The sequence below is a fragment of the Luteibacter aegosomatissinici genome (genome assembly GCF_023078495.1).
Classification (GTDB): Bacteria; Pseudomonadota; Gammaproteobacteria; order Xanthomonadales; family Rhodanobacteraceae; genus Luteibacter; species Luteibacter aegosomatissinici.
Genome location: NZ_CP095742.1, coordinates 793,863 through 819,764 on the forward strand (window position 1 = coordinate 793,863; position 25,902 = coordinate 819,764).

The 25,902-nt window shown below is 66.9% G+C and carries 22 protein-coding genes; 13 read left to right on the forward strand and 9 right to left on the reverse strand.

The genetic code is table 11. The features are described 5' to 3' along the window. The first annotated feature begins 5 nt into the window (after nt 1-5). Nucleotides 6-1,136, forward strand: coding sequence for a glycosyltransferase family 4 protein (locus L2Y97_RS03500; RefSeq protein WP_425492846.1), 1,131 nt, complete (start codon nt 6-8; stop codon nt 1,134-1,136). After that, nucleotides 1,133-2,305: a glycosyltransferase gene (locus L2Y97_RS03505; RefSeq protein WP_247433039.1), complete on the forward strand. Its 1,173-nt coding sequence runs from the start codon at nt 1,133-1,135 to the stop codon at nt 2,303-2,305. Before L2Y97_RS03500 ends, L2Y97_RS03505 begins: the two co-directional genes overlap by 4 nt. A gap of 48 nt (nt 2,306-2,353) precedes the next feature. Here the strand turns inward: L2Y97_RS03505 and L2Y97_RS03510 are convergent, their stop codons facing one another. Beyond that, on the reverse strand, nt 2,354-3,562 hold the full coding sequence (locus L2Y97_RS03510; protein ID WP_247436674.1) for a nucleotidyltransferase family protein: 1,209 nt from the start codon (nt 3,560-3,562) through the stop codon (nt 2,354-2,356). A gap of 2 nt (nt 3,563-3,564) precedes the next feature. Continuing rightward, nucleotides 3,565-5,001, reverse strand: a complete 1,437-nt coding sequence (locus L2Y97_RS03515) for a B12-binding domain-containing radical SAM protein (protein ID WP_247433042.1) — start codon at nt 4,999-5,001, stop codon at nt 3,565-3,567. 132 nt (nt 5,002-5,133) lie between these two features. On the opposite strand from L2Y97_RS03515, the gene L2Y97_RS03520 reads away from it, so the two are divergent. The 8 genes from L2Y97_RS03520 (at nt 5,134) to L2Y97_RS03555 (ending at nt 15,272) form a co-directional block, all read left to right on the forward strand. Continuing rightward, complete coding sequence (locus tag L2Y97_RS03520) at nt 5,134-6,159, forward strand: serine kinase (protein WP_247433045.1); 1,026 nt, start codon at nt 5,134-5,136, stop codon at nt 6,157-6,159. A gap of 2 nt (nt 6,160-6,161) precedes the next feature. Further along, nucleotides 6,162-7,844, forward strand: coding sequence for an ATP-binding cassette domain-containing protein (locus L2Y97_RS03525; protein ID WP_247433048.1), 1,683 nt, complete (start codon nt 6,162-6,164; stop codon nt 7,842-7,844). 34 nt (nt 7,845-7,878) lie between these two features. Continuing rightward, on the forward strand, nt 7,879-8,079 hold the full coding sequence (locus L2Y97_RS03530; protein WP_247433049.1) for a hypothetical protein: 201 nt from the start codon (nt 7,879-7,881) through the stop codon (nt 8,077-8,079). A 46-nt stretch (nt 8,080-8,125) separates the two neighbouring features. Then, a complete protein-coding gene (locus tag L2Y97_RS03535; RefSeq protein ID WP_247433052.1) occupies nt 8,126-8,770 on the forward strand; it encodes a carboxypeptidase regulatory-like domain-containing protein in 645 nt (214 codons plus the stop codon). A 6-nt stretch (nt 8,771-8,776) separates the two neighbouring features. Next, on the forward strand, nt 8,777-11,110 hold the full coding sequence (locus L2Y97_RS03540; RefSeq protein ID WP_247433055.1) for a putative bifunctional diguanylate cyclase/phosphodiesterase: 2,334 nt from the start codon (nt 8,777-8,779) through the stop codon (nt 11,108-11,110). Beyond that, nucleotides 11,107-12,288, forward strand: coding sequence for a hypothetical protein (locus tag L2Y97_RS03545; protein ID WP_247433058.1), 1,182 nt, complete (start codon nt 11,107-11,109; stop codon nt 12,286-12,288). Before L2Y97_RS03540 ends, L2Y97_RS03545 begins: the two co-directional genes overlap by 4 nt. Nucleotides 12,289-12,355: 67 nt before the next feature. Further along, the gene (locus tag L2Y97_RS03550; RefSeq protein ID WP_247433061.1) at nt 12,356-13,582 is read left to right on the forward strand and encodes a GGDEF domain-containing protein; all 1,227 of its coding nucleotides are present in this window, start codon (nt 12,356-12,358) and stop codon (nt 13,580-13,582) included. 175 nt (nt 13,583-13,757) lie between these two features. Further along, the gene (locus L2Y97_RS03555) at nt 13,758-15,272 is read left to right on the forward strand and encodes an FAD-dependent oxidoreductase (RefSeq protein ID WP_247433064.1); all 1,515 of its coding nucleotides are present in this window, start codon (nt 13,758-13,760) and stop codon (nt 15,270-15,272) included. A gap of 345 nt (nt 15,273-15,617) precedes the next feature. Here L2Y97_RS03555 and dbpA read toward each other — a convergent pair whose 3' ends face one another. Genes dbpA through L2Y97_RS03570 form a run of 3 tightly spaced genes read right to left on the reverse strand, consistent with a single transcriptional unit; the run spans nt 15,618 to nt 18,072 of the window. Beyond that, nucleotides 15,618-16,988 (reverse strand): ATP-dependent RNA helicase DbpA, encoded by a 1,371-nt coding sequence (gene dbpA, locus L2Y97_RS03560; protein WP_247433067.1) that lies wholly within the window; start codon nt 16,986-16,988, stop codon nt 15,618-15,620. Nucleotides 16,989-17,042: 54 nt separating this feature from the next. Beyond that, nucleotides 17,043-17,309 (reverse strand): hypothetical protein, encoded by a 267-nt coding sequence (locus tag L2Y97_RS03565; protein ID WP_247433069.1) that lies wholly within the window; start codon nt 17,307-17,309, stop codon nt 17,043-17,045. Between the two features lie 52 nt (nt 17,310-17,361). After that, a complete protein-coding gene (locus L2Y97_RS03570) occupies nt 17,362-18,072 on the reverse strand; it encodes a restriction endonuclease (protein ID WP_247433072.1) in 711 nt (236 codons plus the stop codon). 285 nt (nt 18,073-18,357) lie between these two features. On the opposite strand from L2Y97_RS03570, the gene L2Y97_RS03575 reads away from it, so the two are divergent. Both L2Y97_RS03575 and L2Y97_RS03580 read left to right on the forward strand, forming a co-directional pair. Then, the gene (locus L2Y97_RS03575; RefSeq protein ID WP_247433075.1) at nt 18,358-19,680 is read left to right on the forward strand and encodes a lysozyme inhibitor LprI family protein; all 1,323 of its coding nucleotides are present in this window, start codon (nt 18,358-18,360) and stop codon (nt 19,678-19,680) included. 13 nt (nt 19,681-19,693) lie between these two features. Further along, nucleotides 19,694-20,191, forward strand: coding sequence for a PH domain-containing protein (locus tag L2Y97_RS03580; RefSeq protein ID WP_247433078.1), 498 nt, complete (start codon nt 19,694-19,696; stop codon nt 20,189-20,191). A gap of 12 nt (nt 20,192-20,203) precedes the next feature. Here L2Y97_RS03580 and L2Y97_RS03585 read toward each other — a convergent pair whose 3' ends face one another. The 4 genes from L2Y97_RS03585 to L2Y97_RS03600 form a co-directional block, all read right to left on the reverse strand. Next, the gene (locus L2Y97_RS03585) at nt 20,204-20,539 is read right to left on the reverse strand and encodes a hypothetical protein (protein ID WP_247433081.1); all 336 of its coding nucleotides are present in this window, start codon (nt 20,537-20,539) and stop codon (nt 20,204-20,206) included. 220 nt (nt 20,540-20,759) lie between these two features. Next, entirely contained in the window at nt 20,760-22,139 is a 1,380-nt protein-coding gene (cycA, locus tag L2Y97_RS03590; RefSeq protein ID WP_247433084.1) for a D-serine/D-alanine/glycine transporter, read from the reverse strand. Between the two features lie 205 nt (nt 22,140-22,344). Beyond that, nucleotides 22,345-23,694 (reverse strand): hypothetical protein, encoded by a 1,350-nt coding sequence (locus L2Y97_RS03595; protein ID WP_247433086.1) that lies wholly within the window; start codon nt 23,692-23,694, stop codon nt 22,345-22,347. 116 nt (nt 23,695-23,810) lie between these two features. Next, on the reverse strand, nt 23,811-24,875 hold the full coding sequence (locus tag L2Y97_RS03600) for an aldo/keto reductase (protein WP_247433089.1): 1,065 nt from the start codon (nt 24,873-24,875) through the stop codon (nt 23,811-23,813). Nucleotides 24,876-24,988: 113 nt separating this feature from the next. Between L2Y97_RS03600 and L2Y97_RS03605 the strand changes: the two genes are divergently transcribed. Further along, nucleotides 24,989-25,888: a LysR substrate-binding domain-containing protein gene (locus L2Y97_RS03605; RefSeq protein WP_247433090.1), complete on the forward strand. Its 900-nt coding sequence runs from the start codon at nt 24,989-24,991 to the stop codon at nt 25,886-25,888. Nucleotides 25,889-25,902 lie beyond the last annotated feature (14 nt).

The window sequence follows — 25,902 nt, forward strand, 5'->3', positions numbered from 1 at the left end:
CGGCGCTGCGCATGCGCGTCGTCCAGCTTAACCTGCACCCCGCGCCAGCCGGTGTTACACCGGCCGAGCTATTCCTGCGCTGGCCCACGTTGGCGGATATTCCCGAGGCGGTCGCCGCCGGTGGTCCACGCGTGAGCGTGTTGCAGGCCGCCGACTACGACACGAGGCTCGTTCGTCACGGCATCGACTACCGTTTCGTGGATCTTCGCGAGTACACATCGCCGCGGGCGCGAGGGCGTCACGTGGCATCCCTGCTACGCGGACACATGCCCGACGTGCTGCACATCCACAGCCTCGCCTGTGCCGAGGAAGCGTACGCGATCGCGCAGCTGCTGCCGTCGTTGCCGATCGTGCTCCAGGATCATGCTGATCGCGCGCCCTCGTGGTGGCGCCGGCCGGTGTGGCGGCGCTGGATGCGCAGCGTAGATGCGGTGGCCTTCACCGCGCCTGCGCTCGCACATCGCTTCGAGGCGGCGGGTTTGTTTCCGCCGACGCTGCGCGTGTTCGCCATTCCCGAGTCGAGCAGTCGCTTCACGCCGGGACCGGCGGAACCTGCGCGCGCGTCCACGGGCGTAACAGGATCGCCGGCCGTAGTGTGGGTAGGGCATCTGAACGAGAACAAGGATCCGGTCACGATGTTGGAAGGATTCGCTGCACTTGCCGAAGTATTGCCCGATGCCCGGTTGTACTGCGTATTTGGCAGCGCGCCGCTGGGCGATGCCGTGAAGACACGCATCGCCTCGGATGATCGCCTGCGCGATCGTGTTCACCTGCTCGGAAGGGTCCCGCACGCACAGGTGGAAACGCTGATGCGCGCCGCCGATCTGTTCGTGAGCGGCAGCCGCGCCGAGAGCTGTGGCTTTGCCTTGCTTGAGGCCATGGCGTGCGGCCTGACGCCCGTCGTCACCGATATCCCTTCCTTCCGCGAACTCACCGGTAACGGCGCCGTGGGCAGGCTCTACCCCGTGGGTGATGCCGCCCGCTGCGGCGCGGCCCTGATCAGTGCGGCCCGCAAGCGCGCCCCACGCGAGCTCGTGCGTGAGCACTTCCAGGCACGGCTCGCGTTCCCGGCGCTTGGGCGCCGCTGGGCCGCGGCCTACGCGGAGCTGCACACAGCACGGCGGCGACGCGCATGAAGCTTGGCATCATCCTCCCCGGTGGTGTCGACCGCAGCGGCGAAGAGCGCGTCATCCCCGCCTTCCTCGCCCTTATCGAGCGCCTCGCCCGTACCCACGATGTCCATGTCTTCGTCTTCCACCAGGAACCCCATCCCGCGCGCTGGATGCTCCGTGGCGCCCACATCCACAACATCGGCGATTTCCGCACCAGCGCGGCTACCCCCTGTAGGAGCGCGCTTGCGCGCGAAAAACCTGCAACGCGGCGACGCCACCACGCCTGGCTCCGCCTACGCACCACCCGCGCCATTCTCGCCGAACACCGGGTTGCCCCTTTCGATGCCCTTCAATCCCTATTCTCCGGCACCTGCGGCCAAGTCGCCGCCATCGCCGCCACCCTCCTGCGCATCCCCTACGCCGTACACATCGCGGGCGGCGAACTCGTGGCGCTCGACGACATCGGCTACGGCGGCCGCCGCCGGTGGCGCAGCCGGTTGAGCGAAGCAGTCGTGCTCCGCGGCGCGGCGAGTGTCACCGCCGCCAGTGCCCCTATCATTGAATCCCTCCAGGCCATCGGTGTTGATGCGACGCGCGTCCCGCTCGGCGTGGACCTCGACCGCTGGCCATCGTTGCCACCGCGCCCGCGAAATGGCGGCAGGCTTCGGCTGATCCACGTTGCTAGCCTCAATCCTGTGAAAGATCAGATCACGTTGCTTCACGCGCTGGCGCTCATGGCGAAGCAGGGCATCGCATTCGAAATGGACGTCGTTGGCGTCGACACACTCGGTGGTCGCATCGAGACCCTTGCGCAGGCGTTGTGCATCGCCGACCGGATCCGATTCCTGGGTTTCCGCACGCAAGCCGAGCTAAGGCCGATCCTTGCCGCCGCCGATCTGCTCGTGATGTCCTCACGCCACGAAGCCGGCCCGCTCGTTCTGCTCGAGGCCGCCGTCGTTGGCGTTCCCGCCGCCGGCACCGCGGTAGGCCACTTCGCCGAATGGTCAACCAACGCGGCGCTGACCGCGCCACCCGGCGACGCCGCCGGCCTCGCGGCCGCCATTGCGGCCCTCGCCGCCGATGAATCACTCCGTCAACGAATAGCCGCCGAGGCTCAACATCTGGCCCTTCGTGAAGATGCGGATGCCACCGCCCACGCCTTCAACCACCAATACTCGGCGATGATCCTGTAGGAGCACCGAGCAGATGGTGCCGCGAGCGGGTTGGGCCGTGACCTATCGTCAGGCGAGTTCGCCTAAGGCGGCGCGGACGACGTAAAGGGTGTCCATGCGTGGTACCGGGCGGGTCAGGCCGGTGATGAGGCGGGTGAGGTGGCCGCGGCGGACCCAGGTTTGCCCTTGCAGCCACACCTGCGTGCGCAGCATGTCGGCGCGTTCTTCGCGGCTTTCCCGCGTGGGCCGCACGCGGTTCATCAGCAGGCGGGTGATGTCGCCGGGCGTGCGTGCCCACTCGGCACCGGGGAGGAGGTTCAGCCATAGCTGCGAGCATGAAACGCTGGTCAGCGTCTGCCGGCTTGCGGCAAGGCGGAGCAGGCGGGGGCAATCCTGGCGCAGCCGATCGAGGATCGCGCGCGGCACGGTGCCGGGGAAGTAGTGCGCAGCGAGACGCAGTGCCGGCCACGCCCACCATGGCGGCATGGGGCCATCCCAGAGTGCGGCCCACTCTTCGCGAGGCATGCGCCGGGCGAGTTGGGCGATGTCGTGCAGGTGTAGAAGGCGCAGGCTGCGGCCACAGATATTGCCTGCGGCGTGCAGCAGAAGATGTGCCATCAACGCACCACGCGACGGGTACGGGTTGATGCCCGGCCGTGCATCGGCCGGCCACACCGTCTCGGTGATATCGACGGTGCGGATAGGCAGGCGTTCGTGGATGCGCGTGTGCACCTCGATGTTTACCGGGGTATCGCGGTGCTCACCCAATCCGCGAATGCTTTCACCCGTGCGTGGCTTGAACACCAGGTGTTTCCACTGGCGGAACGATTCGTCATAGCCGATTTCTTCCAGCAACGCGCGCACCACGGGCACATCACGCTGGCGCACGAGCAGATCGATATCGGCCATGGGCCGTTCGCCGGCCACGTAAATGCCAAGGCCGTGTAACGCCGCGCCCTTCAATGCCACGAGCGGCAAGGCCATTTCGCGAGCGCGCGCATCGATACGCAGGATAAGCGCGGCGATACGCTGCTGCCTGATCTCCACATGTTCACGCTGCGTCGCCAGGAAATCCTGCCAACCCGCAGGCGCCCACGTCGAAAAGCCGGCAAGCAATGGTGACACACCATGCGCCACCGCAGCCGCTCCCGCCAGGCGCCATTCCAGCTCGCTCCATGCAGGCATGGCCGTGCCGGAGCGCGCAAGCGCCAGTTCGTTCGCCAGCGCCTCGGTGGTGAGGGCCAGGCCGCGCTTCAGGATGGGCAGGGGCGGCAGCATGCTCATGCACCTGTCGCCCGGCGCGCCCATGCGGCCGGTGTGGGCTCGTCGTGGCGGTGCTGTTCTTCACGCGCAAGCAGTTCAGCCCAGTCGTCATCCAGTGCCGCGCCGGGCGCCGTCACCTCACGATGCAGCAGGTCACGCACCTCACGGTAGAACGCCGTGTCGTACGCGCCACGGAACATCATGGCCAGGTCGTCGCTATCGTCCCAGTGCGTCTTGCGCCCCAGTTGCGCGCGTACTTCTTCGAAGAACTTCGTGCCCGGCAGCGGGTACGACACGCTGACGCCGATGTCGTCGGGTGCCGCAGCCTGTACCAGCGTCCGCGTCGCCAGCAGGTCCTCGAGTTCTTCACCCAGGTAACCCAGCTGGATGAAGAAGCCCACGCGGATACCGTGCGCGCCAAGGCGCTGCCGTGCGGCGATCAGATCGGGCACCTTGGTGCCCTTGGTCATGCGATCGAGCACGCGCTGGCTGCCGCTTTCCGCCCCAATCCAGGCCTCCACGCAACCGGCCGCGGCCAGGGCGGTGGCCATGCGTTCGCTGGAGAGATCGGCGCGGGTCTGGATCATGAAGGGAATGGAACCGTCGGTGGCCTGCAGCTCGCGCGCCAGTTCACTCACCCAATCGACATGGAAGCCGAAGATGTCGTCCGCCATCCAGATATGGTCGGGGGCGAACGTGCGCTTCAGGTAGGTCATCTCCGCTGCCACGTCCTGTGGCGAACGCTGGTTATAGTGGTTGCCCCAGATCGGCTTGGCGCACCAGTTGCAGCGGAACGGGCAGCCACGCGAGGCCGCCATGTTCAGGCTGAAATAGCCGTGCCGTTCCATCCACAGCGCGCGGTAACGCGGCATATCGACCAGATCCCAGGCGGGCAGGCCGGTGATGCGCGGATCGGGTGGCACCACGCCGAGCCGGGTCACCCGGGTGCCGGTGGGGGAGCGCGTCGCGATGCCCGGCACGCCGTCGGTCCACGCGTCCGGGTCGATCAGGGGATCGCGCTCCAGGCGGTTCACCAGTTCCATCAGCGCGCCGATGCCCTCGCCGGTCAGCACCGCGTCGGCACCGGCGGCGAGGAAGGCTTCCGGGTGATCCGAGGCGTCGGAGCCGGCTACCAGCACCCGTGCGCCATCGGCCTTGGCTTCACCGATCATGCGGCAGGCCGCATCGCGCATGTTGCCCAGGCACATCTTGGTCAGGAAGTTGAAGTTGTCCTCGTAGAAGACGACCAGGGAGGGCCGCTGCGCATGCAGGGTCGGCGCGTAATCCTCCACGCCTTCCGCGAGCATGGCATCGAACAGGCCCACCGCATGGCCCATGCGCCGCAACAGGGCGGCGATATGCAGGGTGGCGAGCGGCGGGTAGGGCTTGCCGCGCTCCCACTGCTTGCGGTCGTAACGCAGGAAGTAGGAGTGGCCAACCTGGATGTTCAGCATGGGGTGAACGCCTTTCGCGTCATGCGGGATAGGCGTGAGTGCCCCGGGCCCCCGGGCAGGTTGCCGGGCGGCTGCGCACAACCTTCCGGGCCGGCCACGGCACCTACGCCGGTTATCCGGGCGAACGTGACGATGGCGACGACTGAATCCTTCGAGGCACACGAGTTCGCCGATCCGTTCAATGAACGGATGCGGCTGCCCTACGCCCGCAGCTGGCCCGTGCTGGGCGCGTCGTTTGTGTTCGCCAGCAACAGCGAAGCCCTGCTGGCGTTGGCCGCGGTGGCGTACGACGGCCTGCCGGCGCACCGCCTGGGCGCGGTCCCGCCGGTGTTTCACGTTGAACTGAGGCTCGTGCCCGGCGGGGGCGGCCAGGCGGGCGAGCCACCGCCGGTACGTACGTCCTCGGGTGGCGGCATGCTGGTGGGCATCGTCGACGCCTCCAACCATGTAGTGGTCTCGCCGGCGCAGCGTCGCGCCGTGGTCACCGTGTCGGAAGACCGCCTCGCGAACGCGTACCACGTCCGCTACGAACTGATTGAGTTCGCGGTGTACCTGTTGGCCGCACGGGGACAGGACCTGGTCTCACTGCACGCCGCGTGCCTGGGCGGCGAAGGTCGCGGCGTGTTGCTGCTTGGCCCATCGGGTGCCGGCAAATCCACGCTGACGCTGCAGGCGGCGCTCGATGGCTACGACGTAATGGCCGAGGATGGCGTTTTCGTGGATCCGCGCCACCTGCGCGCGACGGGCGTTCCGAACTACCTGCATGTGACGGACGATAGCCTTGTTTGGCTCGATGGCCCGTCGCGGCGTGCCGTTACCGCCTTTCCGCGTATCCGTCGCCGAAGTGGCGTCGAGAAGTTCGAGATCGATCTGCGCTCCGGTCTGTTTCGCCCGGCGCCCCAGCCGCTCGATATCGTCGCCACGATCATGCTTTCGCCCCAGCGCACCGATGGCCCCCTGCTGGAGCCGCTTGCACGTGACGATGCGATGGTCCGCCTGGCCGCGGATCAGCCGTATGCCGCACGCCAGCCGGGCTGGCGGCGCTTCGTCGATACCGCGCTGATGCGCGGTGCGTGGGTACTCCGCCGTGGGCCCACGCCACGGGCAACGCTGGATGCGCTGGCGCCGTGGCTCACGCTGCAGGAAGCCGTAGGCTAGCCATGCGCGTACCGCCGGCATGGCGTGGCTTGCTGACGCTCCTTCCGCGAGCGGAGCGGGTGTCGCTATCGATGTATGCGCTGCTCTCCGCGGGGGCGGCCGTGACCGGAAGCGTGTCGGCCGTGTTGCTCGTGCCGCTGGTCCAGCCCGGGCACGCACTGCCTTTCGCAAGCCGTGACGTGGTGATCAATGCCGCGTGGTTCGCACTCAGCGGCATCGCGTTCGCGCTGCTGCGCTGGCAATCCGCGCGACTCGGTGCGGCGCAGGTTGCGCGTTTCGCGGTGCGCCTGCGTGGCGATGTCCACGCGCATCTCCTGCAGGTACCCATGCCGGCACTGGCTGGCACCAGCTCCGCGGAAATCGCCAATGTGCTCACCTACAACGGCGAGACGCTGGTGCAGGGCTTCAGCGCCATGCAGCAATTGGCGGTGGCGGTGCTGACCTCGCTGGTGACCCTGGCGTTCGCGTTCTGGATTTCACCGGTGCTCATGCTTGCGACTCCCGTGCTGTTGTTGCTCATCGTATTCACGTCCCGTGTTGCGGGACGCGAGCACGCCGAGGTGAGCCGCCGCTATGTGGCGGACATGACCGGGCTGTTCTGGCATAGCGAGGATTTTCCCCGGCGCCTGCGGCACGTCCGTTCGTTTGGACGGGAGGCCGCCGAGCGCGCGAGCTACGGCGACGTATCGCGCCGGCTCGGTGAGGGCTATCGCCGCCAGCTCGAACTGATCTCGTCCAGCCGCCTTGTGCTTGAAATGGGCGCGGCGCTCGGCATCCCGCTGGTGTTCGTGCTGGCTGATCGCTGGCATGGCGTGGACGGTGCGGCGCTCGTCGCGATCGGCCTGCTCCTCGGGCGCCTGCTTCCCTATCTCATCTCCACACGGCAAGGCATCCAGCAACTGCGATCCGCTGAACCGGCGCTTGCACTATGGCGGCGCACCATGGCGTTGGATACGCAGGCCGCGACGCCCATCAGCACGGAGGCGGCCGACGAGGTCGTGATTGATCACCTGTGCGTGAAGCCGCCGCGTGATGGCGTGACGTTGGAGCATCTTGTGCTGCGCCCCGGTGAACTCGTGCTGGTCACCGGCGATTCCGGCATTGGCAAGAGCAGTCTCGTGGATGTGCTGGCTGGCATGGCGCCGCCGCAGGCCTTCACGGCCCGCCGGGACGGCGTGCCAATGACCTTTGCCGAATGGCGGGCGCATGTCTCGCGCGGTGCTTATGTCAGCCAGGCTGCCCGGCCCTGGCAACGCACCGTGCGCGAGGTGCTCCTCTGGGCTGATCCTGCCGCTGCAGAGGCGGACCTGCACGACGCGCTGCGTACGGTGGGCCTTCATCAGCGCGTGGATGCCGCGGCGGGGGGCCTGGACCTGGAACTGCACGGAACCGGCAGCCGCCTTTCCGGTGGTGAACTGCAGCGGTTGATGCTGGCCCAGGTGATCCTGCGCCGCCCGGTGCTGGCGGTGCTGGATGAAGCCACCAGCGCACTGGATGCGGCCTCCGAGATGGCCGTGCTGCGCGGCGTGAAGGACAGCCTGCCGCACGCGGTGATCGTGGTGGTGTCCCACCGCGAGGCCGTGGCCGCGCTGGCGAACATACAGGTGCGTGTGGTCGGGAATCGTGCCATGGTCCAGGCCAGCCAGCCCATTCGGACTATTGTTCCTTCACGCTGGCCGGCCTAACGTCAATGCCGACGACAGCGGGGGGACCGCCACCATGGCAAACAGGCGCACGATCAGCACACTCTTCGCGGGACTGGCGCTCGCGCTGGCCTGTGGCGCCGCCGGTGGCGTGGGCCAGCCCTCGTTCGACACGGTGGCAGCACGTCACCGGCCCGATCCGTGGCATAGCGACCCATGCGGTCCGTATCGCCCCATCGCGGGTATCTGCCGCATGCTGCGCCCCGTTAGAGGTTAAGCATGCAACTGGGCTAGGCTAGGGCCCCGCCACCTGGGGAGTCCTCATGCGCTGCCTGTTCGCCATCGCAACGCTATCCATGCTTACCGCGGGCCCTGCGCTGGCCGGCCGCGTCGCCATCGAAGTCGTCGACCCGGCAGGCAAGCCCATTCCCGATGCGGTGGTCACGCTGGCGCCCCAGCCCGGCACGCCCGCGCGTACACCTGCGGCGGAAACGCGCTATGTCGACCAGAAGGACGAAACCTTCATTCCCTACGTCACGGCGTTGCGCGTGGGCGATAGCGTGGTGTTCCGCAACAGCGACATCACGCGCCACCACGTGTACTCGTTTTCGGAACTGGTGAAGTTCGAGGACATGCTGGCGCCGGGCGAAAGCTCCGCACCGCTCGTGATGAAGAACCCGGGCAATGCGGCGGTCGGCTGCAACATCCACGACTACATGCTCACGTACCTCTACGTCACGAAGGACCCGGAGATGGCAGTGACCGATGCGAAGGGCAGGGCGATGATCGATGGTGTGGCGGCGGGACAGTACAAGGCGCACGCGTGGCATCCGCAGTTGCGCCCCGGCGTCACCCTGCCGATCCAGGGCGTGACGGTGGCTGAGGGCGATCCCACCACGCTGCGTTTCGTGCTCGCGCTGCTGCCCAACCCGCGCGGGCCGATGGATCGCGAGCACGTCGGGTACTAAGCGCCCATGCGCGCACCCGGCTTCCGCACGCGGCTGGCGCTGTTCTTCGTCGCCACGCTGGTGTTCGTGCAGGGCGTCACCGCCGTGCTCGGTTACAACGTGGCGCGCCGCGAGCTGGTGGAGGAAGGCGGCCGCCAGTTGGCCGCCAATGCGCACGCGTTCGTGGCGCAGATGAATGACCTTTCGGCCAGCGTGGCCGGCGGCGTGCAGATCATGTCGCTGGACTACGGCCTGCGCTCCGCGATCGCGGCCAGTGATCGCGGCACCATTCTTTCCGTATTGCGCAACCATGGCCGTCGCGTGGGCGCGTCACGCATGCAGCTGCTGCACCTGGATGGCACCGTGCAGGTGGATACCGCCGGCAGCGATGAAGGCAAGCCGTTCGCATGGCCCGATCTGCTGGCGCGTGCCTACGATGAACGTACCGCGGCCATCGCGGTGACCGATGGCAAGGCCTCATGGATGGTCGTGGTGCCGATCTACGCGCCGCAGCCTGTCGGCCTGGTGGTCGCCAGTATCCCGGTGGACGATGCGCTCATCGCCCATATGCAGCAGCTCTCGGCGTTGCCCCGTGATGTGGAGCTGGCGACGCCGGTCAAGCAAGGTTACGCGGTGATCGCACGGGGCAGCTCGCATTCCGAGCTCACGGCGCAGTTCGAAGGTGGCGCGCACCTTCCCGCGCAACCGAGCCTGCTCCGCATCGCGGGGCGCGAATACCTCGTGCTGGCCCAGCCGTTGACGCAACCGCAGGGCGGTAGCGCGGTGTACGCCGTACTCGGCTACTCGCTGGATGATGCACTGAAGCCGTTCCAGCCGGTGTGGAATGCGTGGCTCGCACTATTGGTGCTTGCCCTGGTGGCGGGTTTCCTCGTCGCGTGGCTTGTTGCACGCGGAGTGTCGCGGCCGGTCGAAGCGCTCGCTGAATCCGCACGGCGCATTGCTGGCGGCGACTACCACGACGCACCCGAAGTACGCCGCAACGACGAGATTGGCGAGCTGGCGACGGCGTTCCGGACCATGGGCGACGCGGTGCGCGAGCGCGAGCAGCACATCCGCTACCAGGCCATGCACGACACGGTCACCGGCCTGCCGAACCGGGCCGCGGCGGAGGATGCGATCGATGGCGACCTCGCCGCCGCATCGGGACAGACCGGTGCGTTGCTGATCGTCGGGGTCAGCCGGTTGCCGGACATCGTGAAGACCGTGGGCCACGCGCTGGCCGACCGGCTGATGCACGATGCCGGCCAGCGCCTGTGCCACGCCGCCGGCCAGCACTTCGTCGGGCGCGCCACCGATACGCAATTCGCGGTGTGGCTGCACGGTGCCGATCGTGCCGAGGCGATCGCCGCGGCCTTCCGCATGGTGGATGCGTTAGGCCAGCCGTACCAGGAGGCCGACGTAAGTATCGACATGGGCGCGGCGGTAGGTATCGCGCTGGCGCCCGCGCACGGCGAGCGCGCCGCTCCGCTCCTGCGCCGCGCGGAGGTGGCCGAGTTCGCGGCGCTGAAATCGACGCGCGGCGTGGATGTGTACGATCCGCAATCGGATCCCCACCGGCCCGAGCGCCTGGCGCTTATGAGTGAACTGCGCGCGGCGATCGAAGCCGACGCGCTGGAGCTATGGTTCCAGCCCAAGTTGCGGCTGGCCGATGGGCAGACCGATGCGGCCGAGGCGCTCGTCCGCTGGCACCGGCCCGGCCGCGGCATGGTGCCGACCGACCTGTTCATCACGGTGGCCGAAGAGACCGGCAACATCGGCCGGCTTACCCGCTGGGTACTGGCACATGGCATCGCCCACGCGGCCGAACTGGCGCACGCCGGCCACGCGGTGAAGGTGTCGCTGAACCTCTCCGCCCGGGATATCGGCGACCCCACGTTGCCGGACAGGGTGGGCGAACTGCTGCATGCCCACGGCGTGCCCGCGTCGGCCATCGCACTGGAGGTCACCGAGAGTGCGGTGATCGGCGAGCCGGAGGCCGCGCTTCAAGTCCTCCGCCGCCTGGCCGATATGGGTATCGAGATGGCGATCGATGATTTCGGCATGGGCCAGACATCGTTCGCCTACCTTCGCCGGCTGCCCGTTCGTGAACTGAAAATCGACAAGATGTTCGTCCAGCACCTCGCCACCGACCCTACCGACCGGACCATCGTGCGTTCGCTGGTGGAGCTTGGCCACCGCCTGGGGTACCAGGTGACGGCTGAGGGCGTCGAGGATGCGGAAAGCATGGCCTTTCTCGCTACGGCGGGATGCGACCACGCTCAGGGATACCACGTCGGCCGCCCGATGGATTTTGCTTCCTTCGTGGCGCGCCTTGGGGCGCAGGGCCCAGGTGGGGCGTGACGCGGCGACGTTGGTTCGCGTTCGCCCTTGCATGCACGGTCCCCGCCTTCGTCAACGCGCAGGAGGTGAAGGTGCATGCGTTCGCCGACGCCCGGCTGGTGGATGCCCCTTCCGACGAGAGCTTTATCGATGGCGGCCCAGGCCGGACCCGTTACGGCGGTGATGCCCATGGCGCCCGCTTCGGTGAGGCCGGGATTGTCGCCACCGCGCAACTGACGCCGTCCGTATTCGCACTGGCGGATGTGCAGGTCCAGCGCACCGACCATAACGACTGGCAGGTGCCGGAGGCGTACGTGCGCTACCGGCCCATGTCACTTTCCGCATGGCGCCTGGCGCTGAAGGGCGGCGTGTACTTCCTGCCCATCTCGCTGGAAAACGATGGCATCGGTTGGACCAGCCCGTGGACGATCACGCCTTCCGCGTTGAACAGCTGGGTGGGCGAGGAGATCCGTGGCATCGGCGCGGATCTCCGCGAGGAATGGCGTGGCGAAAGCGGCACGGCCACCTTCGGCGGCGGCCTGGTCAGGCACAACGATGTGGCGGGCCGGGTGCTGGCGAAGCGGGGCTGGTCGCTCAGCGACGTCACGATTGGCCTGGGCGGAAAACTCCCCGAACCGTCGGCGGACGGTGAGCATGAAAGCTATTCGCCGTTCTCGTCGATTGGCGGGCGCACGGGGTGGTATGCCGATGCGGGCTGGAAATCGCCGCAGGGTTTCGAGCTGCGCGCGCTGCGCTACGACAACCGTGCTGATCCCTCCGCCTTCCATGTGTACGACGGCGATGAACGGATATTCGCCTGGCGCACCCGCTTCTGGTCGCTTGGCAGCCAGCTGGAAACCGGCCCGGTTACCTGGATCGCGCAGGGCATGGACGGGGATACGGAAATCTGCCCGCCGGGTGGCTGTTTTCGCATGCGTTACCAGTCGGGCTTCCTGCTTGCCGGGTGGAACCGTGGGGCCTGGCGACCCACGCTGCGCTACGAAACGTTCCGCACCTGGCCCGATGGCGAGCGCGGCCACGCACTCACCGCCGCGCTCAACTGGCGGCCGCTGGACTGGCTGCGGCTCACGGCCGAATGGCTGCATGTGGATGCCACCCGCGCGGAGCGCACCGATTTTGGCCTGGGCCCGCGCGAGCGGGGCAACCAGGTGCAGTTGCTGGCGCGGTTGTTGTACTGACCGCACACCGTCTATCGTGGCCGTGCGGGCAGCCGCCCGCACCACCTGATCAAGCTTGGGGCATCGCGTGGAGCAGGACATCTGGGAGCGCAAATACAACCTCGCCCTGGAGCGGATGGAACGCGACGAGCGTGACTTCCGCGCCATCGAGGAGAGCCTGCGCCGGCTCGTATTGCGCCTCTCCGCACTGGCCCGCGGCCAGAGCGAAGCCGCCGACCGCCTGCTCGACCAGCTCGGCGATGGGCTGAAGCACGCGGCATCCCCGGCCGAACTCGAGCCGCTGCTCGATGGGCTGGCCGAGGCCGTGGCGGCACTGGATGCGCGCGTAGCGGGTGAGGCGGCCATGCGAGAACCCGCCGAGACCAGCGAGCCGGTCGAAACGGCTGCGACGGCCGCCGCCTCCGATGACACCGCGGCCGTGGCGGCCCTGCGCGCCGATGTGGCGAAGCTGCAGGATCTGCTGGCCGAAGTGAGCGGCCGGCTGGGCGACATGACCCGCTACCTCGTGGCTGAACTGGAAGATGCGACGGCAGGTAACGATCCGGGCCGGACGCTGGGCGAACAGGTCAGCGAGGAAATGCGCCTGCTGGCGGAACAGACGCTCGAGGCCAGCGATGTCACGGCATTACGCGACCAGGTCACCGCACGCCTGGCCGTGATCGACCAGCATTTCCGCGATTACCGGGAACGCGAGGACGCACGGCTGGCCACGTACCGTGAACGTGCGGAACGCATGCGCGATCGCGTGGAGGAACTGGAGACCCAGGCCACGTCGCTGCAGGATTCCCTGCGCCGCGAACATGAGCTCGCTTTGACCGATCCGCTCACCGGGCTGCCCAACCGGCTCGCCTACGAGCGGCAGATGGCCCAGCTTGAAGCCGATGTACGCGAAGGCAGGGTCACCGCGTGCGTGGGTGCCTTCGATATCGATCACTTCAAGACGATCAACGACACCTTCGGCCACGCCGCGGGTGATGCCGTGCTGCGCATCGTCGGCAACACGCTGGCCAGGGCGCTGGAGGGCCGCGCCTTTGTCGCCCGCTACGGCGGCGAGGAGTTCGCCGTGGTGTTCGCCGGCTATAGCGCCGAGGACGCGCTGGTGGTGGCCCGCGAACTTTGCGCCACGGTGGAGGGGCTGGCTTTCCACGCGAGCCAGAAACCTGTGAAGGTCACCATGTCGGGTGGACTCACCCGTTTCGGTGCCGAAGAGCGTGCCGCCACGGCCTTCGATCGTGCCGACCGTGCCCTATATGCCGCCAAGCGCGCCGGGCGGAACACCTGCATCGTCCTTTGACGCCTGGATCGCGCGGCCCAGCGGGGCGATAACACATCGCACACGCGGATCCGGCCATCATCGGTACCGGATTCCTTCAATCCCCGGCGCCCCGTCCACAGCCAGACTCGGCGGCGCCGTCTTTTTTTCGACACCAGCTGCTTCGAGCGTCCCCGCGCTGCCCCAGGAGCCCGCCATGTCCGAGTCATCCGAGAAACCCACCGGCCCCGACTTCACCCAGGGGGTGCCGATCGGGTCGATTCCGGAGGGCGGGGTGCTGGCCGGCCACGTCGGCGACGATGTCGTGATCATCGGACGAACCGCCGAGGGACTGTCGGCGATCACCGGCACGTGCAGCCACTATGGCGGCGCGCTCGCGGATGGCCTGCGCGTGGGCGATACCGTGCACTGCCCGCTGCACCACGCCTGCTTTGACCTGGCCACGGGCCGAGCGCTTCGCGCGCCGGCGCTGTCGCCCGTGGATCGCTGGAAGGTCGATGAGCGCGACGGAAAGGTCTTCATCACCGAAAAGCTCCCGGCCCCCGACCCCGCGGAACCGACCGACACACCCGAGCGGAACATCGTCATCATCGGTGGTGGCGCCGCAGGGTTCGCTGCCGCGCAGCGACTGCGTGACCTCGGCTTCGATGGCCGCATTACGATGATCAGTGACGATCCCGATGCACCCTACGACCGGCCGAATGTCTCGAAGGATTACCTGGCCGGTACCGCGCAGCCGGAATGGATGCCGCTCAAGGACAAACGCTTCTACGAGGAGAACCACATCGATCTTCGCGTGGACGTTACCGTCGACCACGTGGATGGTGAGCACTGCACCGTCACGCTCGATTCGGGCGAGCGCCTCGATTACGACACACTGCTCCTGTGCACCGGTGCCGAACCCATCCGCCCCGACGGCCCCGGTTTCGACGACTCGCGTGTGTTCACCGTGCGCACCATGCAGGATGCCCAGGCGATCATCGCCGCGATTGATGGGGGTGGGCCGGTCGCCGTGCTCGGCAGCAGTTTCATCGGGATGGAAGTCGCCGCGTCGTTACGTGAGCGCAAGGTGGAGGTGCACGTGATCGGCCCCGAAGCCGTACCGCTGAAACGCGTACTCGGCGATGACGTGGGAACGATGATCCGCGCACTGCACGAGGCGCATGGCGTCATCTTCCACCTTGGCCGCAAAGCCACCGGCTATGTGGATGGCGCGGTCACCCTTGATGACGGAAGCGCCGTCGAGGCCAGGCACGTGGTGCTGGGTATTGGCGTCCGCCCGCGCATCGCTCTGGCCGAGGCCGCCGGCCTCGATCTCGACAACGGCGTGCTGGTGGACGCCACCATGCGCACCTCCAACGAGGATATCTACGCCGCTGGCGATATCGCCCGCTTCCCCGGCCTGGATGATTCCCGCCAACGCGTCGAACACTGGGTCGTCGCCGAACGCCATGGCCAGGTCGCCGCCGCCGCCATGCTCGGTTTCGATGAGATCTACAACGAAGCCCCGTTCTTCTGGAGCGTGCATTACGACACCAGCATCCGTTACGTCGGCCATGCACTGGAGTGGGATGAGATCGAAGTGCTCGGCTCCATCGAAGCGAAGGTCGCGGAGATTCGCTACAAGAAAGCCGGCCGCGAACTGGCCGTCGCCACCATCAACCGCGACAAGGCATCGCTCGAAGCTGCCGAGCGCCTCGCGAACGCCTGACTCCGTCTCCGTTATCCACACACGGTGTGGACAGCACATGCATAAGCGTGTGGATAAGTGCGTGTCGCCAAGCGACATCAACGACTTGCGTCTCGCTGGTCATTCATTGACCGGTGCGCTCGGGTTAATCCACAGCCTGTGTGGATACCGAATGCATAACCATGTGGATAAGTCGGCGCCGCCAAGCCTGGTCAATGGGTTGCGTCGTGCTGGTTAAGCAGTGATCAACCTTGTGTAGGAGCGTGCTTGCACGCGATCGGCGTTGAGGTAAGGCCGATCGCGTGCAAGCACGCTCCTACACAAGCACGGGGCTCAACGCCGGCCGTGGTCAACCGCAGGCGGTGATCAGATCGAGCGGACGCGGAAGTTGCGGCCTTTGATCTTGCCGTCGCGCAGGCGGTTCAAGGCCTTGTTGGCGAGGTCGCGCTTGATCGCGACGTAGGCGCGGGTGGCGTAGACGTCGATCTTGCCGATGTCGTTGGCGTTGAGGCCGGCATCGCCGGTGAGGGCGCCGAGGATATCGCCGGGGCGCAGCTTGTCCTTGCGGCCGGCATCGATCACCAGGGTTTTCATGGGCGCGAGGTTCAGCACCTTGCGGCCATCACCGGGCTTGGCCGGGTAGCGGGCCAGGGGCTTGCCCAGGCGCTCTTCGATGGCGCGCACCTTGTTGAGTTCGCGCGAGCCGGCCAGCGTGATCGAGAGGCCGCTGGCGCCGGCGCGACCGGTACGGCCGCTGCGGTGGGTGTGGGTATCGGGATCGTGGGCCACGTCGTAGCTCACCACCATGGGCAGGCCGGCGATATCGAGGCCGCGGGCGGCGACATCGGTGGCGACCAGCACGTTGCAACTGCGGTTGGCGAAGCGCACGAGCGCTTCGTCGCGGTCACGCTGGTCCAGGTCGCCATGGATGGCGATGGCGCTGAAGCCGAGCTTGTCCAGCGCGGCGGCCAGCTCGTCGGTGTCCTTGCGCATGTTGCAGAACACCAGCGCGGATTCCGGCTTCTCATGGTTGAGGATGCGCGCAAGCACATCGGTCTTCAGCGGCGGCTCCACTTCCACCACGCGCTGTTCGATCGTGGTTTCGTTGTGCGGTTCATCGATGGTGACGATGACCGGGTCCTTCTGCACACGGCCGCTGACGGCGCGGATTTCATCGGGGTAGGTGGCCGAGAACAGCAACGTCTGGTGGTGCTTGGAGATGCGCTTGATGATGTCGTCGATGGCTTCCTCGAAGCCCATGTCGAGCATGCGGTCGGCTTCATCAAGCACGAACGTGGTGATGCCACCACCGTGCAGGCTGCCGCGCTTCAGGTGCTCCTGCACGCGGCCCGGCGTGCCGACGACGATATGCGGATCGTGTTCGAGCGATGCGAGCTGCGGGCCGAGCGGCATGCCACCGCACAGGGTAAGCAGCTTCACGTTGGGGATGTTCACGGCCAGCCGGCGGATGGACTTGGCGACCTGGTCGGCCAGTTCGCGGGTGGGGCAGAGCACGAGCGCCTGCAGCCGGATCTCCGACGGGTCCAGACGCTGGAGCAGGCCCAGGCCGAAGGCGGCGGTCTTGCCGCTGCCCGTGCGGGCCTCGGCCATCACATCGCGGCCGGCCAGGATGGGCGGCAGGCTTTCGCGCTGCACCGGGGTCATCTCGGTGTAGCCGATCGTATCGATCGCGGCGAGGAGGGCGGGGGAAAGGGCGAGTTCGTTGAAGGCGTTCATGGCCTAGTTTCGCATGAATGCCTGTGGCGCCCCCGGTCGCGCGCATGCGCGCTCCTACAGGGGGTGGGTGTTGGTGGCCTGGACGGCGGCGTGGGAGGCCTGGTCGAGATGGGCATAGGCCAGGCTGGCCAGGTACAGGGCGATGGCGCCGGCCGTATACCAGAGATAGCGGCGGACCTTGGCGGACAGATGGCGATGGCGACGCGGCGTGCTGTGTTCCGGGTGGGCGCGTTCAGCGCGCGCGCGGCGGAAACGGCCTAGCCGTGGATGGCCGGCAGCCGGGCGATCCGTGTTCTGCGCTTCGGTGCGCTGGCTGTCCATACGTTTTTCCCCTGTGGCCCGCTATGGCGGACACTGCGGATCCTAGGTGGCTTCAGGGCGTGGCGCCAGTGCCCGGCGGGCGCGGCGGCGGGGCGAATGGCGGCGGTGCCGGGGCGACCCCGGCATGGCGGTACACGGCCCTGGCCCGCGCCACGTCGCCGCCCTGGTCGGTATGGATATCGCGGATGTACCACGTGTACAGCGTGAGCATGGCCAGGGCCATGACCAGGACGGCCGCGACGGCGGCAATAGCGGCAGCGCGGCTGGCGCCCCGGCTGGTGGCCTGGCGGTGGACCGGGCGGCCCGTGTTCACCGGTGCCCAGATCGGCGAATCCGCCGGCGGCAGCCGGAAGCCATGCGGCTCCTCGATCGGTCCCAGCATGGCCCGCAGTGCCCGGCCATCCACCAGGCGGACATGGCGGAAGCGTGCAGCCGCATCGATCGCCGAGCGGGTGAACTCCCCCGAGGTGATCAACAGGGCGCCGGTAGCACCCGCCGTGGGCAGCTGGCCGATCAGGCGGTGCACATCGTCGTGCGGTACCTGGAACGCCACCCAATGCCTGCAGGTCGCCACCAGCGTTTCGTCACCGCGGGAAAGAATGAGGTCGAATCCGCGCTCCACCGGATCGCCGGCACGCGTGCATTCCACGAAATACCCAAGGCCCTCGAAGTGCGAAGCGATGCGCTGCTGGAAATCCAGCCAGGAAAGCCGCGCCAGCGCATCCTCATACGGATGCCGCACGGGCTTGAACGCCGCGCTCAACGGAAGCGCGCCGGTGGATGGATAACGAGTGGAACGCGGCGCCCACGGGCACCCAGGACAACAGCCATGTCGATTCCCCTGAAACCCGGCTGCCGACGCCCCCGCGACGGTCCAGACCGGACGCTGGAATTTAGCGTGTCTTTGCAGGCTTTGCTGTAGTCCTACGCCTACACATTCGCGGTAAGTGACCGACATCGCGAAGGAATTGTGAAAACAGGCTCGGGAAAGGGCTGGCTTCGTACAATGTGTGCCACCCGCCGGCGAGCGGCGGGAAAGGAGAACAGCGTGAGGAAGTGGCAGGCAGGGCTCGGGTTGGCGCTGGCGGTGCTGGCGCCCTGGGCACACGGTGCGGGTTTCGATTGTGCGAAGGCGGGCACGGCGGTGGAGAAGGCGATTTGCGCGGCACCGAAGGTGTCCGCCGCAGATGGCCAACTGGGCGAGGCCTTCAAGGCGGCGTTGAAAGGCCACCCGGAGCTGGCCGACGCGCTCAAGCTGGATCAGCGCCACTGGCTGGCCTCACGCGATGCGGCGCTGTCGACGTACTCGTCGATCAAGGAAGCCGAAAGCAGCGTGTTGTCGCTCTATAAATCACGCATCGATTTCCTGAAGGGCCTGGATGCCGCGTCGTGGCCCAAGCCGTACGCTGCACTGCGCCCAGTGCTCGCGAAGCTGCCCACCAGCAACGCAAAGGTGCCCGCGGATTTCGCGAAGACAGGCGTGTCGATCACGCTGAGCGAGGATGTGCAGCTGCCCGACGCGAAAGCGTTCCCGTGGCAACCCGATGCCACGCTCCGCGAAGCGCTGAAGGACATGGACAGCTATGCCGGCTACCGCAAGCTTGAGGGTTCGCCGATCAGTTCATTGTGGTCCATGGGGGGCACCGCGCACTGCTGGACGGAAACGCCGTTCCGTATCGAAGGCAAGCAGGCCATCGCCGTGGAAGCACCCGCTGCCTGGAGCGGCGGCGATTGCATGACCGACCATGGCATGGCTCGTATCGCGGGTGACATCGTCGCCTACGTGGTGGGTGATGGTTCGGCCGATGAAGTGACGTTCGAGACATCGGTATGGGATGGCAAGACGTTCGCGGCCGATCACATGCTGGTCTTCCGTTTCGATCACGCGCTCAGCCAGGTCGCGAGCGCCTGTGCGCCCGGCAAAAGCCCCTGCGATGAGTTCGCGACGGTGGCGTTGACCGCCGCGACGCGTTACGACCGCAGCCCCCAGCCGGGCACGCTGGATACGGCGTTCGCGTCTGTCGATAAGGCGGCGTATGCCGCACAACTCAAAGCTGCACGCGGTGCGAATGGCCCGCTCGACAAGGACAGCGAGTCACCCGAGCTGCCGTTGCTCGACGACGCTGGCGGCCGCATGACCTTCTACAGCCACGACGCACAGCCCTTTCCCGTCGTATTCCGCGGCGAGACACTGCTGGGCCTGATCGATCACGGCCACGTCGGCTGGCGCGAGAACAACGACTGGATGGTGTCTGCATGGCGCTTGAAAGCGGGCAAGCTGGAACCGGTGGCCTCCGCTTATATCGCGGTTAACCGTGCGAAGCTTCTCCTGGCCGCGCCGGTACCGGCACCGCCACCCGAGACCCACTGAGACGCCACGCCGCATGAAAACCTTCGCCACAAGCATGTCGAATTCGGTGCGATGGATTGGCATCTCCACGGTGATGATCGTGCTCGCCGCCATCGCCATCGTGATGAGCCGCGATGCACCGGCCACCCTGGGCGTGCCGCTCGCTGGCATCCTCACCCTTGCGCTTGCACTGGCCTACGCGATCTCCCCGCTGCGCTATGAAATGGGCGGTGGCCGCCTGGTCATCCGGCGGCAGGTGGGCCGTTCTACCGTGGAGTTGCGTGGCGCGATCATTCGCGAGGACAAGGATGCCTTCAAGGGCCTGGTCCGTGTGTTCGGCAATGGCGGCTTCTTCGCCTTCGATGGCCTGTTCTATTCGCGCCAGCTGGGCATGGTGAAGGTGGCCGCGCGCCACCGTGACCATGGGGTCGTGATCCAGCCACCCAGTGGCCGCAAGGTCATCGTATCGCCGGATGATCCGCAAGCCTTCGTGGCCGCCGCGGTGGCCGAAGGTGCCGTGCTGTCGAACTGAGCCACCTGGCCGTTACCACTTGATGGCGACGCTCACCCGCAAGGCCTGGTCCCGTGCCCCGCCGCCGAACAGGCCAGGCGCGGTGGCCACCCGCGATACCGAAAGGTGGTAGCTGCCCTTGCCCCAGGTGCGCAGCACGCTGCGGTCCTGGACCAGTGCATCGGGTAGCACCGAGGTGCGATACGGCTGGCTGTCATCCAGCGGGTTGGCGGGCCGAAAGGCCGGCTGGGACCCGTCCAGCGGTCCCGCGGCGGATGCCGGCAACGCGACGCACAGGCACGCCGCCGCGCAAAGGGCGGCAAACAGGGGCACTTTTGGCCGCGACGCGGCAGGTGGCGGAGAGGGCATGGGCGCTGGGTTCCCGGGCATGAGGCGGCGGGAAGCCGACGCACTGCTTCCCGTTGCGGGAAAGCAGCAATGCACGTGCCACGGGGTGTGAAGACTTGCCCGGGCCCTTCACGTATGTGTAGGAGCGCACCCTGTGCGCGACAGCTTTCGCGATGCGCTCAGGGCCTGCAGCGCCTATGCGAAACGTGTCGCGCACAGGGTGCGCTCCTACATGACAGGGTTATGCGCGTACGCGTTTCCGGCGAAGGAAATACGCGATGCCAAGGATCGCGAACCACACCGGGCTGGCGATCAGCGCCTGGCGGGTATCCGATTCCAGCGTGAGCAACACCAGCACGAAGGCGAAGAACGCGAGGCACACCCAGCACATGAACACACCGCCGGGCATCTTGTACGACGACACCGCGTGCAGTTCGGGGCGCTTCTTCCGGTACGCCATGTACGAGCAAAGGATCAGCGACCAGACGAACATGAAGAGAATGGCGGAGAGCGTGGTCACCAGGGTGAAGGCGGTGACCAGGTTCGGCACGACGTAGACGAGCATCGCGCCGCCCAGCAGGCAGACGCACGAGAATAGCAGGCCACGCGAGGGTACCGCCGCCTTCGAGAGGCGCTTGAACGCCGACGGTGCGTGGTCTTCTTCGGCCAGGCCGTAAAGCATGCGGCTGGTCGAGAAGATGCCGCTGTTCGCCGACGAGGTCGCCGAGGTGAGCACGACGAAGTTGATCAGGCTCGCGGCGGCCGGGATGCCGGCGAGCACGAACAATTCCACGAACGGGCTCTTGCCCGGCAGCACCTGGCGCCACGGTGTGACCGACATGATCACCACGAGCGCGAGTACGTAGAAAATGATGATGCGCACGGGGATCGAGTTGATCGCCTTGGGCAGGTTGCGTTCCGGGTCGGCGGTTTCCGCCGCCGTGGTGCCGACCAGCTCGATGCCGACGAAGGCGAACACCGCGATCTGGAACCCGGCGAAGAACCCGTTGATGCCCATGGGGAACATGCCGCCGTCGTTCCACAGGTTGGCCAGCGAGGCGACATGGCCATCCGGCGAGTGGAACGCCCACGCCACCATGCCAAAGCCGGTGACCACCAGCGCGCAGATGGCGATGATCTTGATCAAGGCGAACCAGAACTCCAGCTCACCGAACAGGCGCACGGTGGTGAGGTTGAGCGCGAGCAGCAACAGCACGCAAAGCACCGCCGGTATCCACGGTGCCAGCGATGGGAACCAGAACTGCGCGTAGTTCGCGATGGCGATCACATCTGCGATGGCGGTGATGATCCAGCAGAACCAGTACGTCCACCCACAGAAGAAACCGGCCCAGGGGCCGAGCAGATCGGTCGAGAAATCGATGAACGATTTGTAATTGAGGTTGGAGAGCAGCAGCTCGCCCATGGCGCGCATGACGAAGAACAGCATGACGCCGATGATGAGGTACACGAACAGGATGGATGGGCCCGCCAGGCTGATGGTCTTGCCCGAGCCCATGAACAACCCGGTGCCGATGGCGCCGCCGATGGCGATGAGCTGCAGGTGGCGGTTGGAAAGGCTGCGCCGGAGGTGGTCGGGGCTGGATTCCTGCGTTTGGCTCATCGAGGTGCTCGGGACGGGACGGAAGGCTGCACCATAGTCGCGTTACCGGATTCCGGCAAACCAGACCAGGTTACGACCGCGCCTACCAGTAGGAGCCCACCCTGTGGGCGACGCTCTTCGCGATACGGCGACAGGTCCTGCGGCGCTCTCGCGAAAGGCGTCGCCCACAGGGTGGGCTCCTACCGGTTCGATGGCGTGGCGATGATCATGGGGTGCAGGTATCGGCGATGTGCTGTACCTGCCAGCCGTACATATCGGCCTGGGTGGTGACCGACATGCACGGCCCCAGCGCATCGGGTGGCAATTGCAGCAGTTCGCCGCGAACGATGTATTTGTCGACCAGCGGGGTGATGTCGCCACCGCCAGCCGCCCTGACTGCGGCAATCAGCGCACCCATCGGGTCGGGCTCCTCCGGGTTCATCCCGCGCAGCACGTCGGCCATGCTCGTTTTGCCACCCGTGTCGGCGCGCAGCCGGTCATCGAGCAGCCAACCGAACAGCAGGCCGCGTTGGTGCGGGATGGCCTGGATAGGCGGGGCGCGCTGCCAGTCCGCCGTGATTTGCGCGTTGCTGGCGCGGCGGAACGGCGAGTTGCCATAGTCGGCGCTCATCCGGTCGAGGTAGGCCGCCAGTTCTTTCCGGGGCAGGGCCTGCGCTGTCGAGGCCTCGCTCAGCGCGAGATAGGTGCGTAGCCCATCCGTGTACCAGGCCTGCGCCGGGCGGGCGTCTTTCGGTGCGAGCGCACGGATGTAATCTTCAATCAGCGGATCGGCGAGCTCTGTGCCGGGGGCATCACGCTGCTGTACGACGAGCATGAAAGGACCGCTGCTCCAGGCGCTAAACACATGCCCGCTGACTGGAACGGTGCTTATATACATCGGGAAATCGATGGCGTCGCCGCCCGCGGCTATCGCGAACGGGCGCAGGGCTGCCGCCGCTGCATCGATCAGTCGTGCCGAACCGGCGGCATCGGTGGTGTAGGCGTGCAATGTCGCCGAACGGCCCAGCGGTCGCGTGATATCGACGATATGGCGGCCCACCAGGCACGCCGCATTAGCGAGGGACTCTGCATCCACGGGCCGGTCCGCGGGCAGGCTGGACAACCCGCGCCAGCCCTCGGGCAGCTTCCATTCCAACGCGATCCGTCGCGGAACCCATGCATCCGGCACGGCAAGGATGGCCGGGCAGGGGTTGTTGCTCCAGTCCGCGGTGAGGTACGCGCCGTCCTCCCGGTCTCCCGCCAGGTTGGCGTTGCCGGCGATGCGATAGCGGAGGCTGATGGGCGCGCGCGCCGTGGCGGTCAGCTTGATGTAGCCACGGGTCGTGGTATCCGCCGCCGTGTTGGCTCGCACGTCCCGCGCGGGTGTGCCGATTCGCAGCAGCAGCTGTCCATCGGCGACGGCCTCGGTATCAAGCGATATATCGAGCGCCGTGAGCTGATCCTTCACCAGCACCGGGGTGATGGTGTAACGCAACGGTGGCGGCTCATCGGCGTGAGCCATCGTAGCGGTGGCGACGAGTGAGGCAAGTACGAGCATCCGTGGAACGTGTGCCATGCGTGGCGTCTCCGTAGTGATCCGGATATCGCCATTGCAAGGCGCGGGCCAGCACGTTGCATTGCGGCCCGCGGTAGCACGGCCGGTGTCCGCGGACACCGGCCGGACACTTTGGCTTACCAGCCGCGCTCGATCGAGGCGCCACCGCTGACCGATGCCTGCACGATCGGCAGGAAGCGGTGCGGGAAGATCGGATCGATCGCGCTTGCCTCATCAAGCCGTTGCATCTGCGCCGGCGTGAACGTGACATCGAGCGCCGCCAGGTTTTCTTCAAACTGCTTCGCGGTGCGCGCACCAAGGATCGGGATCACGCGCGGTGCTTTCTTCGCAAGAAGCCACGCGATCGCCGTCTGCGCGGGTGAATGCCCCACGTCCTCGGCCACTTCCTTCAGCACTTCCACGATATCGAGGTTGTGCTCGCTGAGCGCGCCCATGTTCGCGGCCACCGCCGCGCGGCCGCCGTTGAACATGTCCTTGCCCTTGTTGGCTTCGATATCCGCGCGGCTGTACTTGCCCGTGAGCACGCCGCTGCCCAGCGGCGACCACGCCAGGACGCCAAGGCCCAGGGCGTCGGCCATCGGCAACAGATCATGTTCGACGGTGCGTTCAATCAGGCTGTACTCGATCTGCAACGCGACGAACGGAGCCCAGCCACGAAGCTCGGCGAGCATCTGCATGCGCGAGACCTGCCACGCCGGCGCATCGGAGATACCGGCGTAGACGATCTTGCCTGAACGCACGAGGTCGTCGAAGCCACGCATGATCTCTTCGACGGGCGTGGTGTAGTCCCAGACGTGCAGGTAGTACAGGTCGATGTAATCGGTACCCAGGCGCTTCAGGCTGGCCTCCACCGCGCGGACCATGTTGCGGCGGTGGTTGCCGCCCGCGTTCACGTTGCCCGGTTCGGTGTTGAGGCTGTACTTGGTGGCGATCACCGCGCGATCGCGGCGGCCTTCCAGGAACTTGCCCAGCAGCGTCTCGGACGTGCCGCCGGTATAGAAGTTGGCGGTATCGATGAAGTTACCGCCGCGCTCCAGGTACGTATCGAGCATGGTGCGGGATTCGGACTCGCCGGCGCCCCAGCCCCAGCCCTCGCCGAAGGTCATGGTGCCGAGCGACACCGGGCTGACGCGCAGGCCGGAGCGGCCCAGGGTGGTGTAGCTATCGAGTTGCAGAGCCATCGGGTGCCTCGGGTGTGGGGGAATGTGCACACCTTAGGCGCTTCGATAGTGCTGGATATACGGATCTTGCGCGCATACGCTTTGAAGCCTGGCTTCACAATGGAGTGCCAACGGTGCCGAACGACCTCCTGCCCGCCATCGCGGCGTTTGCCCGTGTGGCCCACCACGCCAGCTTTACTCGCGCGGCCCGTGAGCTGGGGGTGTCGCCCTCGGCATTGTCACAGAGCGTCCGCGCGCTGGAAGGCCGCCTGGGGGTGAGGTTGCTCGACCGGAGTACTCGCCGCGTGGGTGTCACCGAGATCGGCCAGCGGTTCCTCGAAGAGGCCCGGGCCGGGCTGGGCGCCATCGAGCGCGCGGTCGATGCGGTGAACGATTCACGCGAGGCGCCGGCCGGCGTGCTGCGCCTGAACCTGCCCAAGGTCGTGGCCGACATCGTGGTGGTGCCGCACCTGGCCGATTTCGCGCGCGCCTACCCGGATGTCGTGGTGGAGATGCACTGTGAGAACCGCTTCATCGACCTGGTGGCCATGGGTTTCGATGCGGGATTCCGCCTGGGCGAGAGCCTGGCCAATGATGTGGTGGCGGTACCCATCGGCCCGCCGCAGCGGGTGGCAACATTCGCCTCACCGGCATACGTCGCCGCCCATGGCGCGCCGCAGACGCCCGCCGATCTGCTGAGACACCGCTGCGCCTGCATCCGGCTTGATCACGACCGCAGCCCGGAGCGCTGGGAGTACGCCATGGACGGAAGGATCATTGAAGTGGAGGCCCGGCCGGCCATCATCAGCAACGATGGCGACCTGCTGCTGGCCACGGCCCGCGAGGGCCTGGGCGTGTGCTGTCATCTCGAGGGTATCGTGGCGGGCGATCTCGCGAATGGAACGCTGGTACCGGTACTAACGGACTATTGGCCTACCTTTGGCGCGTTCCACCTGTACTATCCCAGCCGTGTGCACATGCCCAGGAAGTTGCGCGTCTTCATCGATTTCCTGCGCCGGCGCCACGCCATGTAAGCGCCCACGGAGAC

Excerpts from the sequence above, each read along its gene's own strand:
- L2Y97_RS03520 (WP_247433045.1), top strand. The coding sequence starts at position 5,134 with ATGGCGACGACTGAATCCTTCGAGGCACACGAGTTCGCCGATCCGTTC.
- L2Y97_RS03585 (WP_247433081.1), bottom strand. The coding sequence starts at position 20,539 with ATGCCCTCTCCGCCACCTGCCGCGTCGCGGCCAAAAGTGCCCCTGTTT.
- L2Y97_RS03535 (WP_247433052.1), top strand. The coding sequence starts at position 8,126 with ATGCGCTGCCTGTTCGCCATCGCAACGCTATCCATGCTTACCGCGGGC.
- L2Y97_RS03525 (WP_247433048.1), top strand. The coding sequence starts at position 6,162 with ATGCGCGTACCGCCGGCATGGCGTGGCTTGCTGACGCTCCTTCCGCGA.
- L2Y97_RS03600 (WP_247433089.1), bottom strand. The coding sequence starts at position 24,875 with ATGGCTCTGCAACTCGATAGCTACACCACCCTGGGCCGCTCCGGCCTG.
- L2Y97_RS03530 (WP_247433049.1), top strand. The coding sequence starts at position 7,879 with ATGGCAAACAGGCGCACGATCAGCACACTCTTCGCGGGACTGGCGCTC.
- L2Y97_RS03505 (WP_247433039.1), top strand. The coding sequence starts at position 1,133 with ATGAAGCTTGGCATCATCCTCCCCGGTGGTGTCGACCGCAGCGGCGAA.
- L2Y97_RS03580 (WP_247433078.1), top strand. The coding sequence starts at position 19,694 with ATGAAAACCTTCGCCACAAGCATGTCGAATTCGGTGCGATGGATTGGC.
- L2Y97_RS03515 (WP_247433042.1), bottom strand. The coding sequence starts at position 5,001 with ATGCTGAACATCCAGGTTGGCCACTCCTACTTCCTGCGTTACGACCGC.
- L2Y97_RS03540 (WP_247433055.1), top strand. The coding sequence starts at position 8,777 with ATGCGCGCACCCGGCTTCCGCACGCGGCTGGCGCTGTTCTTCGTCGCC.
- cycA (WP_247433084.1), bottom strand. The coding sequence starts at position 22,139 with ATGAGCCAAACGCAGGAATCCAGCCCCGACCACCTCCGGCGCAGCCTT.
- L2Y97_RS03595 (WP_247433086.1), bottom strand. The coding sequence starts at position 23,694 with ATGGCACACGTTCCACGGATGCTCGTACTTGCCTCACTCGTCGCCACC.
- L2Y97_RS03565 (WP_247433069.1), bottom strand. The coding sequence starts at position 17,309 with ATGGACAGCCAGCGCACCGAAGCGCAGAACACGGATCGCCCGGCTGCC.
- dbpA (WP_247433067.1), bottom strand. The coding sequence starts at position 16,988 with ATGAACGCCTTCAACGAACTCGCCCTTTCCCCCGCCCTCCTCGCCGCG.
- L2Y97_RS03510 (WP_247436674.1), bottom strand. The coding sequence starts at position 3,562 with ATGCTGCCGCCCCTGCCCATCCTGAAGCGCGGCCTGGCCCTCACCACC.
- L2Y97_RS03555 (WP_247433064.1), top strand. The coding sequence starts at position 13,758 with ATGTCCGAGTCATCCGAGAAACCCACCGGCCCCGACTTCACCCAGGGG.